The organism is Pseudomonas sp. FR229a (genome assembly GCF_030209115.1).
GTDB lineage: Bacteria > Pseudomonadota > Gammaproteobacteria > Pseudomonadales > Pseudomonadaceae > Aquipseudomonas > Aquipseudomonas moraviensis_A.
Map to the genome: position 1 here is coordinate 171201 of NZ_JARVSP010000008.1, position 16200 is coordinate 187400.

A 16200-nucleotide genomic window follows, 5' to 3' on the forward strand; every position below is an offset into this window, starting at 1 on the left:
CGGGCCCGGGCAAACCGCGCGTTGCATTAGCCGATGAAAGTGCTGCCGAGGACGACCGGTCGGTCATTGGCTGCAGGCTTCGGCCTGTCTCGCCTGGGGGGTGGCAGCGGGGCGTTGGCGGCGGAAATTTTCCCTGCAATTGTGATCGGCAGCAGTTTGGCAACGGGGTCGGCTTGTGTATGCTCCGTCCACGTTTCGGGCGCACGCCCTCCTTATAAGAACAAGAACGTTGCCCATGACCCTCAGCGCCGAACTGTCGGGGCCCTCCGTGGACCCTCGGGTGATCCGCAAGCACTATGCCGTCGAAATGGCGGTGGAGCGCACGCGTCTGCTGTATCAGGGCTCGTTGTTGCCCACGCTGTTCATGTTGATCAATGGTCTGGTCTGCGCCGCTTTGCTCTGGAGCCCGCAGCGCTACTTCGTGGTCAGCGTCTGGCTGGTGTGGCTGCTGTCGCTGGTCGCGTTGCGGGTGATCCAGGTGGCCGCGTTCGATTCGGCGATTCCCGATCGCCAGGCCCGGCCGATCTGGTTTCGCATGTTTCTGCTCGGTTCGACCATGACCGGTCTGACTTTGGCCGGTGCCGGCATCGCCCTCGTTCCCGCCGACAATTTCATTCAGCAGGCCTGGGTATTCGGCCTGATCGGCGCGGCAACGCTGTCGGCCAGTGTCGCCTACGCCGTGAGCCTGCCGGCGTTCCTGTCGTTTACCTTGCCCTGTCTGCTGCCAGCGATCGGCTACCTGTTCTGGGGCGGCGACGATCAGGCACGGGGCTGGGGCTGGCTGGGGTTGATCCTGCTCGGTTCGCTGAGCGTGGTCGCGTGGCAGGTCAATCGGCTGATCGATCGCGGTTTGCTCCGGCGTTTCCAGAACCAGCACCTGATCGAGCACCTTCAGCAAGCACAGGCCCGCAGCGAACAACTCAATCAGGAACTGGGCAAAGAGATCGAGCAGCGCCGCTGTGCCGAAGCCCGGTTGCGTGAAGCGCAGGTTGATCTCGAAGATCGCGTGGCCCAGCGCAGCCGCGAACTGGATGCAGCCAACCAGGCCTTGAGCAAAAGCGAAGCGCGGTTGGCGCTGGCACTGAAGGCCAGTGAGCTCGGCTTATGGGACTGGAATCTGCAGACCGACGAAGTCCACCACACGCAGGTTCAGGAACTGTTCGGCCTCGCCCCGGAATACGTGACTGCGCTGCTGCGCGATCTGAAACCGCGACTGCACCCCGAAGACGTGCCGTCACTGCAGTTCGCCCTGGTCGAACATTTGAAGGGGCGCACCGAGGATTATCAGGTCGAATATCGCTTGCGCCACGGCGACGGCCACTGGGTGTGGATCGAGGACCGCGGCCGCGCCGTCGAGCGCAGCGCCAGCGGCCGGGTGATCCGCATGGTCGGTACCCGCCGCGATATCAGCGCCGGCAAAAGCCTCGAAGAGCAGCAACGGCTGGCGGCGACGGTGTTCGAGGCGGCCAGCGAAGGCATCGTGATTCTCGATCCTGACTACGCGCTGATTGCGATCAATCAGGCTTTCAGCCGGGTTACCGGTTACGAGATCGACGACATGCTCGGGCGCAACGTTGTCGAGTTGCCGTGCAGCCGCGATGCCCGTCGTCACTACGTGGCGATCCGGCATGCGCTGGAGCAGCACGGCAGCTGGCAGGGCGAACTGGTGGAAACCCGCAAGAACGGCGAGTTGTACCCGCAATGGTTGCAGCTCAATGCGGTGCGCGACAGCCGCGGCAATGTCAGCCATATCGTTGGCTTCTTTGCCGACCTCTCGGCGCGGCGGGCGTCGGAAGAACGCCTGCGCTATCTGTCCCATTACGACGAGCTCACCGGTCTGGCCAACCGTTCGCTGTTCCGCGAACGCCTGCATGAAGCCCATCAGCGGGTTCGCCAGGGCGGGCGCCGCAGTCTGGCGTTGCTGCACATCAATCTGGACCGTTTCAAATTGCTCAATGACAGCCTTGGTCATGAAGTCGCCGATCAGTTGCTGCAGAAGATGGCGCGCCGGCTGGTCAATGCCTTGCCGGAGGCCGACACCATTGCGCGCTTGTCGGGAGACGAGTTTGCCGTGCTGTTCGATGCCTACGGCAATCTGTCGAGCCTGGCCCGGGTCGCCACACGGTTGTCGGCCAAGCTGCGTTTGCCGCTGAGTGTTGACGGGCATGAGCTGGTGGTGAGTGCCTCGATGGGCATCAGTCTGTTGCCCGACAACGCGCGGGAGATCTCGACGCTGGTCAGCCAGTCGAACATGGCCATGCAACATGCCAAACATCTGGGCGGCAACAACTTCCAGTTCTACACCGACAGCCTGCAAGCCAGCACACTCGAGCGTTTGCAGCTGGAAAACCACTTGCGCCGGGCCATTGAAGAGCAGCAACTGACGGTGTTCTACCAACCGAAACTGTGCCTGCAAAGCGGTCGTTTGAATGCTGCCGAGGCGCTGGTGCGCTGGGATCATCCGAGCATGGGCCAGGTGCCGCCGGCGGATTTCATCGGCCTCGCCGAAGAGACCGGGCTGATCGGGCCGATCGGCGAATTCGTCCTGCGTCAGGCGTGCTGGCAAGCGTGCGAATGGCAGCGTCAGGGCCTGGCGCCGATCCGCGTGTCGGTGAACCTTTCCGTGCATCAGCTGCGCCAGGGCAAACTGGTCAGCCTGGTGCGGCAAGTGCTGGAAGAAACCGGGCTGGCGCCGCACTGCCTTGAGCTCGAGCTGACCGAAAGCCATTTGCTCGACAGCGTCGAACACATCATTGCGACGTTCCAGCAACTGCGCGATCTGGGGGTGAAACTGGCGATCGATGATTTCGGTACCGGTTATTCGTCTTTGAGTTATCTCAAGCGTATTCCGGTGGATTACGTGAAGATCGATCAGGCGTTCATTCGCGGCTTGAGCGCGGGCAGTGCGGACGCCGCGATCACTCGCGCGATCATCGCCATGGCGCACGGGCTGGCCCTGAAAGTCGTGGCCGAGGGAGTCGAGCGGCAGGATCAGCTGGAATTTCTCCGCGTCGAGCGCTGCGACGAGGTGCAGGGTTATCTGATCAGCCGGCCGGTGGATGCTGCCACTCTGGCCGGGCTTTTGCGCGATCAGGAAAGTCCGCAGTAAGGGCTACATGCACCTCTGCAAGCCTGATACAGGGACATTGAGTTACGCATTGAGCAGGCAAAATGCCCATTCATGTAGTATAACTACAAGCTTGCTACATCCTTGCCCACAAGAAGAGTCCAGCCCCTTGAATCTGCTGCAACACATCGCCCAGTCACGTCACCTGTTACGCAAGTCGGAGCTCAAGGTCGCCGACCACGTGCTGCTTGACCCTGCGGCAGTGATGCACAGTTCCATGGCCGACCTTGCTCACAGCGTCGGCATCAGCGAGCCGACCATCGTGCGCTTCTGCCGCGCCATCGGTTGTTCCGGCTTTCAGGATCTCAAATTGAAATTGGCTCAGAGTCTGGCCGCCGGTGCCAGCTTCGGTCAGTTCGCCATCCACGAAGACGACTCCGTCGCCGACTACAGCCTGAAGATTTTCGACACCACGCTGCACACCTTGATGGAAGTACGCGAGAAACTCGACCCGGTTGAGTTGCAACGTGCAGTCACGCTGATGTCGCAGGCGCAACGCGTCGAGTTCTACGGTTTCGGTGCCTCGGGCGCGGTGGCGGCGGATGCGCAGCACAAGTTCTTCCGCTTGCTGCTGACCGCAGCGGCGTATTCCGATCCGCACATGCAGGCGATGTCGGCGGTAACGCTGAAGCCCACCGACGTGGCGATCTGTATTTCCCAGTCGGGGCGTTCCAAGGATCTGCTGATCACCGCCAACCTCGTTCGCGAGAGCGGGGCGTCGCTGATCACCTTGTGCCCGAGTCAGACGCCATTGGCGGAGTTGTCGACGGTGAACCTGGCGATCGATGTGCACGAAGACACCGAAATCTATACACCGCTGACCTCGCGCATCGCTCACCTGGTGGTGATCGACGTGCTGGCGATGGGCGTGGCCATGGCCCGCGGACCGAGCCTGGTCAATCACCTCAAGAGCGTGAAGCGCAGTCTGCGCAGTTTGCGTTTGTCGCCCAAGGCTGTGAAAGCGCTGGACGATTAAGATCAAAAGATCGTCCGATCGCGGCCCGAGCCTTCGGCAGCTCCTACATTTGGAATGCGTTCCCTGTAGGAGCTGCCGAAGGCTGCGATCTTTCGCTTTTTGACGGAAACTTTCATCAAACCGTCATCCCCCACGCCTATCGTAAAACTCCCGTACTCGCCTTGGGAGAATCGAAATGGCTCAGCCCTACGAAGAACGCAACAGCGCCGCGAAAACCCGTCGTCAGCAGGAAGATCAGCGCCGCATGGAATTCCGCCGTGCGATTGAAGATCGCTTCGAACTCCGCCAGCTTCAAGCCGAGATCGGCGATTTTCCCGAGATCACTCACTGGCAGGCAGCGCCCGCAGCTTCCCGTCGAAACGCTCAACCAGCGCAATAATCTGCGCCCGCTCGCTGCGGATAAATGCCACGAACGCATGCGCAACCGGTGACAACCGTTTGGCTTTGGCTTGCACCAGACACCAACTGCGCATCAGCGGCAACTCTTCGACCGGCAGCTCGACCAAGCCGCCGGTCGCCAGCTCCAGGTTCAGGGCGTGGCGCGTCAACAGCGCCAGGCCCAGACCCGCCAGCACGCATTCGCGCTGAGCTTCGGCGGACGCCACTTCCTGGGTCTGGGTGAAGTGCACGCGCTTTTCCTTGAAGTATTCCTCGCTGGCCAGGCGCGTACCCGAGCCCGGCTCGCGGATCAGCAGCGTGTACGGTTCCAGATCCTGCAAGCGCAGCGGGCCCATGTGCGCCAGCGGGTGATCCGGGCGCGCCACGGCGACAATCGGATTGTTGAGGAACGGCAGGAATTCCAGACCCATGTCCTGCGGCACCATCGACATGATCACCAGATCATCGCGGTTGTCCGAGAGGCGGCGGATGACCTGGCCACGGTTGACCACGGTCAGCTGCAAATTGACTTCCGGATGCTGGCGCTTGAACGCGGCGAACAGGTGCGGTACGAAATATTTGGCACTGGACTCCACCGCCAGTTTCAACTGACCCTGCAGCGACCCCTGCATGTCCGACAGCTGCATATCGAGGTTTTCCAGCCGTCCGAAAATGTCGCGGCTGGCGCGCTGAAGCGCTTCCGCCGCCTCGGTCATATAGAGTTTTTTACCGACATAATCGAATAACGGCTGGCCAATCAGCTCTTCGAGCTGACGAATCTGTAGGCTTACGGCCGGTTGTGTGAGAGACATTTCCTCGGCTGCGCGGCTGTAGGAACGTAAGTCGCACACCTCATTGAAGATCTGCAGTTGACGCAATGTCATACGCATCAATGACTTACGCATAGGGTTCGGGCTCGGTCGGCGGGCATATGTTTCAACTATAAGTGTTTACTTATGCCTGACCCAATTTTTATTCATTTTTGTTAATCCCTTGGCAGCGCTAGTGTGGTTCTGCGACCGAATTGAAACATTTGGTCACGCGTCGACCTGGGTCTAGCAGGTCGTGGTGCCACCGGCTCAAGGGAACCTCCAAGTGATAAAAAAGATCCTGATCGCCAACCGTGGTGAGATTGCCGTACGAATCGTGCGAGCCTGCGCCGAAATGGGCATTCGCTCGGTTGCGATTTTCTCCGACGCCGATCGCCATGCGTTGCATGTGAAGCGTGCGGACGAGGCCCACAGCGTCGGAGCCGAGCCGCTGGCCGGCTACCTGAACCCGCGCAAGCTGGTGAACCTGGCGGTGGAAACCGGCTGTGATGCGCTGCACCCCGGCTACGGTTTCCTTTCGGAAAACGCCGAGCTGGCGGAAATCTGCGCCGAGCGCGGTATCAAATTCATTGGCCCGTCGGCGGAAGTCATCCGGCGCATGGGCGACAAGACCGAAGCGCGGCGCAGCATGATCAAGGCCGGCGTACCGGTGACGCCCGGCACCGAAGGCAATGTCTCCGGCATCGAAGAAGCCCTGGTCGAAGGTGACCGCATCGGCTATCCGGTGATGCTCAAGGCCACCTCCGGTGGTGGCGGGCGCGGTATCCGTCGCTGCAACAGCCGCGAAGAACTCGAACAGAACTTCCCCCGTGTCATATCCGAGGCCACCAAGGCGTTCGGTTCGGCGGAAGTGTTCCTGGAAAAATGCATCGTCAATCCCAAGCACATCGAAGCGCAGATCCTCGGCGACAGCTTCGGCAACGTCGTGCACCTGTTCGAGCGTGACTGCTCGATCCAGCGCCGCAACCAGAAGCTGATCGAGATCGCACCGAGCCCACAGCTGACCCCGGAGCAGCGCGCGTACATCGGCGACCTGTCGGTACGTGCGGCCAAGGCTGTGGGTTACGAGAACGCCGGCACCGTGGAGTTCCTGCTCGCCGAGGGCGAGGTGTACTTCATGGAGATGAACACGCGGGTTCAGGTGGAGCACACCATCACCGAAGAAATCACCGGCATCGACATCGTTCGCGAACAGATTCGCATCGCTTCCGGCCTGCCGCTATCGGTGAAGCAGGAAGACATTCAGCACCGTGGTTTCGCCTTGCAGTTCCGTATCAACGCCGAGGATCCGAAGAACAACTTCCTGCCGAGCTTCGGCAAGATCACCCGCTACTACGCTCCCGGCGGCCCGGGCGTGCGCACCGACACGGCGATCTATACCGGGTACACGATTCCACCGTTCTACGACTCGATGTGCCTGAAACTGGTGGTCTGGGCGCTGACCTGGGAAGAAGCGATGGACCGGGGCCTGCGTGCCCTCGACGACATGCGCCTGCAGGGCGTGAAGACCACCGCCGCGTACTACCAGGAAATCCTGCGCAATCCGGAATTCCGCAGCGGCCAGTTCAACACCAGCTTCGTTGAAAGCCACCCGGAACTGACCAACTACTCGATCAAGCGCAAACCCGAAGAGCTGGCCCTGGCCATCGCCGCCGCCATCGCCGCCCACGCAGGCCTATGAATGAAGCAGCTGCGAGCTTTCAGCTGCAAGCGGCAAGTAAAAGCAGATTGGCTTTTCTTGCTGCTCGTAGCTTGAAGCTTGCCGCTATGAGGAGATACCAATGACTAAGAAGATCTTCGTTACCGACACCATCCTGCGCGACGCTCACCAATCGCTGCTCGCCACCCGCATGCGCACCGAAGACATGCTGCCGATCTGCGACAAGCTCGACAAGGTCGGCTACTGGTCGCTGGAATGCTGGGGCGGGGCGACGTTTGACGCCTGCGTACGTTTCCTCAAGGAAGACCCGTGGGAGCGCCTGCGCCAATTGCGCGCCGCACTGCCCAATACCCGTCTGCAAATGCTCCTGCGCGGGCAGAACCTGCTCGGCTATCGTCACTACAGCGATGACGTGGTCAAAGCCTTCGTCGCCAAGGCCGCGGTAAACGGTATTGACGTGTTCCGCATCTTCGATGCAATGAACGATGTGCGTAACCTGCGCGTCGCCATCGAAGCGGTGAAGGCTGCCGGCAAACATGCGCAAGGCACCATCGCCTACACCACCAGCCCGGTGCACACCATCGAGGCTTTCGTCACCCAGGCCAAGCAAATGGAGTCCATGGGTTGCGATTCCGTAGCGATCAAGGACATGGCCGGTCTGCTCACTCCATACGCCACCGGTGAACTGGTGCGTGCTTTGAAAGCCGAACAGTCGCTGCCGGTGTTCATCCACTCCCACGATACTGCTGGCCTGGCCGCCATGTGCCAGCTCAAGGCGATCGAAAACGGTGCCGATCATATCGACACCGCAATCTCCAGCTTCGCCTCGGGCACCAGCCACCCGGGCACCGAGTCGATGGTCGCCGCGCTCAAAGGCACCGAATACGACACCGGCCTGAACCTCGAACTGCTTCAGGAAATCGGCCTGTACTTCTATGCCGTGCGCAAGAAGTACCACCAGTTCGAAAGCGAATTCACCGCCGTCGACACTCGTGTGCAGGTCAACCAGGTGCCGGGCGGGATGATCTCCAACCTCGCCAACCAGTTGAAAGAGCAGGGCGCCCTGAACCGCATGGGCGAAGTGCTCGCAGAAATTCCGCGCGTACGTGAAGACCTCGGCTTCCCGCCGCTGGTGACCCCGACTTCGCAAATCGTCGGCACCCAGGCGTTCTTCAACGTACTGGCCGGCGAGCGCTACAAGACCATCACCAACGAGGTGAAGCTGTATCTGCAGGGCGGCTACGGCAAGGCACCGGGCGTCGTGAATGAAAAACTCCGGCGTCAGGCGATCGGCAGCGAAGACGTCATCGACGTACGTCCGGCCGATCTGCTCAAGCCGGAAATGACCAAGCTGCGTGCCGATATCGGCGCACTGGCCAAGTCCGAAGAAGACGTACTGACCTTCGCCATGTTCCCGGACATCGGCCGCAAGTTCCTCGAAGAACGTGCCGCCGGCACCCTCACCCCGGAAGTGCTGCTGCCGATTCCGGAAGCGGGCGCCGTGGCCTCGGCGAGCGGCGAAGGCGTGCCGACCGAGTTTGTCATCGACGTCCACGGTGAAACCTATCGCGTCGACATCACCGGCGTCGGCGTCAAGGCCGAGGGCAAGCGCCACTTCTATCTGTCCATCGACGGCATGCCGGAAGAAGTGGTGTTCGAACCGCTCAATGAATTTGTCAGCGGCGGCAGCAGCAAACGCAAACAGGCCTCGGCGCCGGGCCATGTCAGCACCACCATGCCGGGCAACATCGTCGATGTGCTGGTCAAGGAGGGCGACACCGTCAAGGCTGGCCAGGCCGTGCTCATCACCGAAGCGATGAAGATGGAAACCGAAGTCCAGGCTGCCATTGCCGGCAAGGTCACCGCGATCCATGTGGCCAAGGGCGACCGGGTCAACCCGGGCGAAATCCTTATCGAGATCGAAGGCTGAGATAACAGCCGCGATCCAACGCTTTAAACCTCGGGGGGGCATGTGCTCCCCTTTTTTTTGCCTGTGATTTTCGATATTTCTAAGCTCGCTTGAAGAGCCAATGTGGGAGCGAGCCTGCTCGCGAATGCGTCGGATCAGCCAACATCATCTTCGAATGTTCCACCGCTTTCGCGAGCAGGCTCGCTCCCACAGGAGGCGTGCTTAATCCATCAGAACGCCATGCGCCATTGGCCCGCCACGCCATACGTTCGGCTGTCATTACCCAGCTCACCGGTTAAGCCCACGCCCAGCGTGTGCGCCGCCGACAGGCCAAGATCGAGCCCCGCATCCACCGACAGACTGTTCCGGTCCAGCGCCGCGCCGGTCACTTCGAAACGCTTGCCGCCCTTGCGCAGTTGCTGGCGGGTGTCGCTGTCGATGTCGCCGAAGGTATGTTTCCAGCCTGCGCTCAATCGCGGGGTCAAATGCATGCCGTTATCCAGCGTATTGACCTGCGCAACCCGCAGACCCAAGGTGCTGCTGAAGTTGTCGCGGGTCTGGCCGTAGACTTTCAACGCCGCGTCGCCGCCCTTTTCGTTGTAGCTGTCGCGCTGATAGCGCTGATAGCCGAGGTTGGCGAAGGGTTCGAGGGTCACGTTGTTGCGGCCCAGGTTGAACCCGGCCTCGGCAAATGCTTGCTGAGTATTGGCGTCGTAGTTGCCCTTCAGACGATCGCTGAAACCCTTGAACGCGACCCGTCGTGTGCTGCTACCGTCATGGCTGGCGTAGGTGGCGCCGAGACGCAACGACAGTGGGCCGTCCTGACGCACGGCGTAGGCGCCCAAGTGCCAACTGTCGAGATCGCCGTCGTACTGGCGGGCATCGAGTTTCGTCTGTGATTTGCTGCCGAGCAGGCCGACGTGCCACTGCTCGTCGAGTCGCCAGTCAGCGCCCACGACCAGACCTTGCGTGGAGTGTTGGAGGATGCCGTCACCGTCCCGATCAACCTTGCCGCCGTTACCCAGCGCTTGAATCCACACCCGCCCGGAGTCTCCGCTGCCTGCGGCCTGACCCGGTGAGCTGCGCGATCCGTCCGTTGCGCCGGGACGGTTGTCCAGTTGCCGCATCGCCGAGAGCATGCTCGCACTGACCGGTGTGACACTGTTCAGAGTGGCTTTGGCGAGGTTGGCATTGCTGCCGGCAGCGAGTTGGTCGAGCGCGATAGGCGCGGTGGTTTTATCGCTGGTCAGCAGTGCGGCTACAGCGGCGTTAGCAGGCTTTGTAAGTTCAGGCACAGGCTGGGCGGCGGCTTCGCTGGTTTGCGCAGTCACGATTTCGTTTAGTGTCGATGATCCCACCAATGCGGAGTCTTCAATCAAGTTCGCAACTGAGGTCGGGACCGGCGCTGGAGCTGCGATCACCGCTGTCAGTGAGGCGGGAGCAGGCGTTGGCGATATGGGTGTTGAGATCGGGTCGGGCTCTGGCTCGATGATACTGCCTGCAAGCGCGCCTGCATTTTCGGTAGGCGCGAGGCTTTCAAGCGCTACGTCATTGCGAGCGTACGTCAGTGCAACCGACTTCTTGTTGTATTGAGCTGTGGCGGTCATATACGCCAGCTCGTTCTCGATCCTGCCAAACTGGCCCTTAACCTCACGGGCTTCGATGATTTTGTACTGGCTGCTCTGCGGAAATTCACCCGCAGCTGCGACGACTTTGAGGGTGGCGCCGTCAAGCTGAGCTGTGCCATCGACCTTGATTGTCGGGCTACCGGTGGGTGTGACCTCGTAAGCCAGTTCGGCACCAGGCGCCAAGTGCAGATTGCCTTTTACTCGGGGAGCGCCAAGCGCCGCATTGACAGTGAGCAGGCCGTCCACTTCAAGATTGCCTACCGAGCCTTTACCTGCGAACCCGCCGCCAGTCTGGACATAGACGTCACCCTTGATGCTGCCGAGGTTGGTCAGTGCTCCACCACTATTGACCATAACGCCTTCATGAAAATCACCTTTGGGGCTCAGCGTCCAGTCTCCTTGGGCGACGAATAATCCATTGAAGTTGCGTGTGTCGCTCAACGTGCCGCCGTTCGCAGCATCGAGGAACAGCACATTGTCGCCCTTGCCCCCATCCAGTCGGCCAGTGAAGCTCGCGCCGTCTTTAAGGGTAATCAAGTCGTTGACGTCAGTCCCTTTGAACACGGTCTCCGGTGTAGTGAACGTGATGGGAACCGTGCTCGCGTCGCTGAGAAAATCCTGAAGCCTTTGTATGGTCTGTTGCTTGAGGTTGGTTTCGGGCTGCTCCGTCGCTTCCACGCTTGGGGGCGACTCGGTGGCTTCGCTGGATTGCTCGGCATTAGCCAGCGCTACGCAACCCAGCGCCAGTGAAATAGCCAGAGCCAGGTGTTTTGGTGCGAATAGGTGTTGAGTGGGCATCAAGTTCGACCTCCTTATCGAGAAGACCCAACTCTATTGCTGCCCGAAAAAAATCGATGTCGGCCGCTTCCCACATCCATGCAGGCGACATCGGATCGTTCTACGGAAAATCCTCACCGGATTTCGCAAACAATTCTTTTGCGCGGCGCCGATTGTTCTTTTTCCTACAGCTTTCGCTTGAAGGCGGCATTTTTATCAGCGTGATGTTAAACGCTTCTCTGCATTATTTTGCACTTATGAAGCCAATAGCGAAGGTTAGTGTGCATTTTGTTGCAGATTTACGGCGTCTTTAGCAATAAAATCCTCGGAAACTCCGATAACCACGGTCGTAACACGGCGATCATCCGGCAAGAGAACGCTTTCCAACTCGCGCCTATTTATGACCTCGCCCCGATGGTCATGGATGACGAAGGCGTGACGCGTACGACCAAATGGCCAAAAGAGTTGGAGCGGGCGGGCGATGTCGATTGGCGAGGTGTCTGCCGCGTATTGGCCGATAGCGCAGATCCGCACGATTCGTTGGCGGGGCTGGATGCCTCTGCGCTGTTCGAAGGCCTGCGCGCGGATGCCCGCCGTCTGGCCGCACTGCCGGATATTCTTGCGGCCAGCGGTTTGCCCGCCAGAACCATGAATCACCCGAGCGTTCACCTGAAAAACCTCGAGCAACGTTTGAAAGAGTGGGACCTGCAATGAGTCTGACCGTCCTCGAGCGCACGGCGCTCATCGAAAGCATTCAGCAATCACTGGCCGAAGGCACTCTGGAAATCGGTGACGCCGTGCGCCGTTTACGGGTCGAAGTCACCGGTCTGCATCAGACCCAGTTTGCGAAAATGTGCAAGATTTCAGTGCGCACGCTGGTGCATATCGAACATGGCGAAGGCAACCAGACATTGAAGTCGCTGAACGCGGTGTTCCGCCCATTCGGCATGAAAATGGGTGTTGTGCGAATACGCCGGGACACCGTTTGAATAAGCTTCAGCCACGCCGCACATACGCCTTGCCGTAATGCCGCTCCATCCGTGCCTGAATCAGCTCCAGCCCGATCGACATCAGCCAGTAGATGATCGCCGCCGTGGTGAGCATTTCGATGTAGCGATAGCTTGAGCGGCCGTAGGACTGGGCGAGAAACATCACTTCCCAGACGCCCATCACCGAGATCAGCGACGAGTCCTTGAGCATCGAGATGAACTGATTGGTGGTCGGCGGGATGATCGTGCGCATGGCCTGGGGCAGGGTGATGCGCCAGAAGATCACGCTTTCGCGCAGGCCCAGCGCCAGGGATGCTTCGCGTTGTCCGTGATCGACGCCGAGGATCCCGGCGCGGAAGATTTCGCTCAGGTAGGCGCCGTAGTTCAGCGACAGGGCAATGATGCCGGCGACGATGGCGCCGGGGACGATGCCCAGTTGCGGCAGACCGAGGTAGATCAGCAGGATCTGGATCAGCAACGGCGTGCCACGGAAGAACGAGGTGTAGAAACTGGCAATGCCAAACGCCACGGCGCTGTTGGACAGGCGCGCCAGCGCGGTGATGAAACCGAGCAGCGATGAGGCGATGATCGAGCAGGCGCAGAGGAACAGCGTCAGCGCTGCGCCCTGCAGGAAGCCGTTCGGCGCCAGCTTCAGGCCAACGAGGTTGGGCAGCTTGTCGAGGATGATCGCGAACTTCAGGTCGAAACTGAGGAAAAATCCGGCAAACAGACAGAACAGCGCAGCCCACGTCAGGTACAGGCGCGTACGGAACCCGAAAAGCTTTTGCAGGCGGGTTTCAGCCACCGGTTGCGGTGGCTGTGGCGGGGTTGGAAAAGAACTCATTGGCTGATGTCGGCGCCGATCCATTTCTGCGACAGCTTGCTCAGGGTGCCGTCCTGTTTCAGCTGGGCGAACACCTCGCGCACCCTGGCGTCCCACTGCGGGTCACCCTTTTCGATGGCCACCGAGTTCGGCTCCGAGTACAGCGGTTCGCCGGCCAGTTTGAAGCGCTGGTCCTGGTTCAAGCGCGGTTGTGCGGTGACCAGATTGGTGAGGATAGCATCCAGGCGCACGCCGGCGCCGAGACCCAGATCCTGAAAGGCGACGTTGTCGGTGTCGTACGGAGCGATCTGCACATCCTCGAACGGATACTGCAGCTGTGTATCCTCGGCGCCTTCGATGACCAGATTCTTGTTCAGATAACTTTCATAGCTGGAGGCGCTGGTCAGACCGACTTTCTTGCCGCTCAGGTCCTTGGCGCTGTGGATGCGATCGTCCTTGGCATTGACCACGATCACTGCTGGCGAGGCGTAGTACTCGACCGGGAAGTCGAACACTTCGGCGCGGGCCTTGCTCGGGGTCATCGAGCAGATGCAAATGTCGTAGCGCCCGCTCCAGCGGCCGGCGGCGATCACGTCCCAAGACGGCGTTTCCAGACGAAGTCTGACGCCGAGCTTATCCGCCACCGCTTTGGCAACGTCGACATCGAAACCGTCGAGTTGATTCTGTTCATTGAGGAACGAGAAGGGCGGGTAACTCTCCATCAGCACGCCAACCAGTTCTTTTTTCTGCTCGACACGGTCCAGCGTCGCGCCGCCGAAGGCTTGGGTGGAGGCCAGAACGGTCAGGCCCAGGGCCAATAGCGGTTGGAATTTCACAGTCGCTTCCTGTTGAAAAAAGAGGTTGTTATTAACCGAGTGGTGCGTATTAAATAGTTATAAGAACGGCTCCGATAGTGAGTTATTTTCATAAGCATATGAGTGAAACGCATATGAGCGCAGCAGGAACGGTCATTCTCGATGGCGGCATGGGCCGTGAGTTGCAACGCGCCGGCGCGCCATTTCGCCAGCCCGAGTGGTCGGCGCTGGCGCTGAGCGAAGCGCCGCAAGCGGTCGAGGCGGTGCATGCCGCTTACATCAATAGCGGCGCCAATGTGATCACCAGCAACAGTTACGCAGTGGTACCGTTTCACATTGGTGAAGAGCGCTTTGTCGCTGAAGGTCAGGCGCTTGCGGCACTGGCGGGGGAGTTGGCGCAACGTGCAGTGCAGGCTTCGGGCAAAGCCGTACGGGTGGCCGGTTCATTGCCGCCGCTGTTTGGTTCGTACCGTCCGGATCTGTTCGAGGCTGGTCGCGTGACCGAACTGTTGACGCCTTTGGTTAACGGTCTGGCCCCATATGTCGACCTGTGGCTGGCAGAAACGCAAAGCTCGATCGTCGAGGCGCGCGCCATTCACGCCGGGCTGCCGAAGGATGGCAAACCGTTCTGGCTGTCATTCACCCTCAAGGATGAAGACACCGATGAAGTGCCGCGCCTGCGCTCCGGTGAGCCCGTTGCCGAAGCGGCTGCGGCGGCGGCTGAGCTCGGCGTCGAAACGTTGCTGTTCAACTGCAGCCAGCCTGAAGTGATTGGCGCGGCCATCGACGCGGCGCGCGCAACGTTCGAGCGTCTCGGCGTGAACATCAACATCGGCGCGTACGCCAATGCGTTTCCTCCGCAACCGAAGGAAGCCACGGCCAACGACGGACTCGACCCGCTGCGTGACGATCTTGATCCGCCGGGGTATCTGCACTGGGCGCTGGATTGGCAACAGCGCGGCGCCACTCATTTGGGCGGCTGCTGCGGGATCGGGCCGGAGCATATTGCGGTGCTGGAGCAGGAACTGCGTCGATAAGCCTGACCCCGCCAATTGTGGAGCGAGCCTGCTCGCGAAAGCGGTCAGTCAGTCAACATTTGCAGTGACTGACATACCGCCTTCGCGGGCAGGCTCGCTCCCACAGGGTATTTGAGAAATTCAGCTACGGCACTCGGCCAAGCCTTTCACTTGGCCACCCGGCGTCTGGTTTTCATCGCTCAACCAGCGCTCGAACCCGGTGCCAATCGCCGCCCATTCCGCATCCAGAATCGAATACCACGCGGTATCGCGGTTCTGTCCCTTGACCACCATGTGCTGGCGGAACACTCCTTCGAAGCTGAAGCCCAAACGCTCGGCCGCGTATTTGGAGCGGGCGTTGCCGTTGTTGCACTTCCATTCCAGGCGCCGGTAACCCAGCTCGAACGAGTACTTGGCCAGCAGGTACACCGCCTCGGTGCTTTTCGGCGAGCGCTGCATGGGTGCGCCGAAGGTGACGTGACCGATTTCAATACGACCTTGGGCCGGGACGATCGACATCAGGCTGAGGATGCCCTGGACCTGATCAGTCGCGCGGTCGATGACGCTGAAGAAATACGGGTCGCTGTTGGACGCATGGTTGTTCAACCAGTCGTTGAACGCGCTGCGCTCGCGAAACGGCCCGTAAGGCAGATAATCCCAGAGTTTCGGATCGGCGCCCGGCCCTTCCAGAGCAGCGTAGAGTTGCTCGGCATGCCGTGCCGGGTCGAGTTTCTCCAGGCGAATGAAGCGGCCTTCGAGCAAGGTGGCGGAGGGGGCGGGGACGCCTTTCCAGTCAGCGAGTGAAGCGGTCATGTGCGCGTCTCCTTAAAGTGCTTTACGAAACTGGATGAAACCCGGGCGGTCGGCGATGCGCTCGTAGAGCTGGATCGCGGTGGCGTTGGTTTCGTGGGTCAGCCAGTGGACTTTGCAGCAGCCATCGGCCTTGGCGGTAGCGTAGACATGTTCGATCAACAGGCGACCGACACCCGTGCCCCGCGACTCCGGCACGACCAACAGATCCTGCAGGTAGCAGGAGTTTTCGATGCTCCAGTTCGAGCGATGATAGATGTAATGCACCATGCCCAACGCTTTGCCATCAGCCCAGGCGATGGCCGCGTGGGTCGGTTCGTTCGGGTCGAGAAAGCGCTGCCAGGTGCTTTGGGTCACGGTGTCCGGCAGCTCGGTGTTGTAAAAGCGCAGGTAGGCCTGCCACAGCGGCAGCCAGGCGGCGTGGTCATTGGCGCTGACCGGGCGAATATCGATCTGGGTCAT

General features: G+C 60.4%; 13 protein-coding genes and 1 pseudogene. 8 read left to right on the forward strand and 6 right to left on the reverse strand.

The window, feature by feature from the left end:
• Positions 1-235: 235 nt before the first annotated feature.
• From QRN33_RS07400 to QRN33_RS07410, 3 genes are all read left to right on the forward strand, one after another.
• On the forward strand, positions 236-3109 hold the full coding sequence (locus QRN33_RS07400) for a GGDEF domain-containing phosphodiesterase (protein WP_285407796.1): 2874 nt from the start codon (positions 236-238) through the stop codon (positions 3107-3109).
• Between the two features lie 127 nt (positions 3110-3236).
• Positions 3237-4103, forward strand: coding sequence for a transcriptional regulator HexR (gene hexR, locus QRN33_RS07405; RefSeq protein WP_007962240.1), 867 nt, complete (start codon positions 3237-3239; stop codon positions 4101-4103).
• A gap of 175 nt (positions 4104-4278) precedes the next feature.
• Positions 4279-4482: a PA3496 family putative envelope integrity protein gene (locus QRN33_RS07410; RefSeq protein WP_080902479.1), complete on the forward strand. Its 204-nt coding sequence runs from the start codon at positions 4279-4281 to the stop codon at positions 4480-4482.
• On the opposite strand, the gene QRN33_RS07415 is transcribed toward QRN33_RS07410, so the two are convergent.
• Positions 4424-5386 carry a LysR family transcriptional regulator gene (locus QRN33_RS07415; RefSeq protein WP_285407799.1) on the reverse strand — a complete coding sequence of 321 codons (963 nt, stop codon included), beginning with the start codon at positions 5384-5386 and terminating at the stop codon, positions 4424-4426. The genes QRN33_RS07410 and QRN33_RS07415 overlap by 59 nt on opposite strands.
• A gap of 190 nt (positions 5387-5576) precedes the next feature.
• Between QRN33_RS07415 and QRN33_RS07420 the strand changes: the two genes are divergently transcribed.
• Both QRN33_RS07420 and oadA read left to right on the forward strand, forming a co-directional pair.
• Complete coding sequence (locus QRN33_RS07420) at positions 5577-6992, forward strand: acetyl-CoA carboxylase biotin carboxylase subunit (protein WP_024014853.1); 1416 nt, start codon at positions 5577-5579, stop codon at positions 6990-6992.
• 100 nt (positions 6993-7092) lie between these two features.
• A complete protein-coding gene (gene oadA, locus QRN33_RS07425; RefSeq protein WP_285407801.1) occupies positions 7093-8901 on the forward strand; it encodes a sodium-extruding oxaloacetate decarboxylase subunit alpha in 1809 nt (602 codons plus the stop codon).
• 209 nt (positions 8902-9110) lie between these two features.
• Here oadA and QRN33_RS07430 read toward each other — a convergent pair whose 3' ends face one another.
• Entirely contained in the window at positions 9111-11306 is a 2196-nt protein-coding gene (locus QRN33_RS07430) for an autotransporter family protein (protein ID WP_285407803.1), read from the reverse strand.
• Between the two features lie 294 nt (positions 11307-11600).
• Between QRN33_RS07430 and QRN33_RS07435 the strand changes: the two are divergent.
• Positions 11601-11999, forward strand: a pseudogene (locus QRN33_RS07435) (HipA domain-containing protein); the annotation flags it as partial.
• Positions 11996-12274 (forward strand): helix-turn-helix domain-containing protein, encoded by a 279-nt coding sequence (locus tag QRN33_RS07440; protein ID WP_024014849.1) that lies wholly within the window; start codon positions 11996-11998, stop codon positions 12272-12274. The pseudogene QRN33_RS07435 and the gene QRN33_RS07440, both read left to right, overlap by 4 nt.
• Before the next feature lie 7 nt (positions 12275-12281).
• Here the strand turns inward: QRN33_RS07440 and QRN33_RS07445 are convergent, their stop codons facing one another.
• On the reverse strand, positions 12282-13118 hold the full coding sequence (locus QRN33_RS07445) for an amino acid ABC transporter permease (RefSeq protein ID WP_083353854.1): 837 nt from the start codon (positions 13116-13118) through the stop codon (positions 12282-12284).
• Positions 13115-13933: an ABC transporter substrate-binding protein gene (locus QRN33_RS07450; RefSeq protein ID WP_258639769.1), complete on the reverse strand. Its 819-nt coding sequence runs from the start codon at positions 13931-13933 to the stop codon at positions 13115-13117. The genes QRN33_RS07445 and QRN33_RS07450 overlap by 4 nt, the downstream gene beginning before the upstream one ends.
• Positions 13934-14046: 113 nt before the next feature.
• On the opposite strand from QRN33_RS07450, the gene QRN33_RS07455 reads away from it, so the two are divergent.
• On the forward strand, positions 14047-14949 hold the full coding sequence (locus QRN33_RS07455; protein WP_285407809.1) for a homocysteine S-methyltransferase family protein: 903 nt from the start codon (positions 14047-14049) through the stop codon (positions 14947-14949).
• Between the two features lie 120 nt (positions 14950-15069).
• Here QRN33_RS07455 and QRN33_RS07460 read toward each other — a convergent pair whose 3' ends face one another.
• Together QRN33_RS07460 and QRN33_RS07465 are read right to left on the reverse strand one after the other, a co-directional pair.
• The gene (locus tag QRN33_RS07460) at positions 15070-15741 is read right to left on the reverse strand and encodes a GNAT family N-acetyltransferase (RefSeq protein WP_285407811.1); all 672 of its coding nucleotides are present in this window, start codon (positions 15739-15741) and stop codon (positions 15070-15072) included.
• A gap of 12 nt (positions 15742-15753) precedes the next feature.
• Complete coding sequence (locus tag QRN33_RS07465) at positions 15754-16200, reverse strand: GNAT family N-acetyltransferase (protein WP_285407813.1); 447 nt, start codon at positions 16198-16200, stop codon at positions 15754-15756.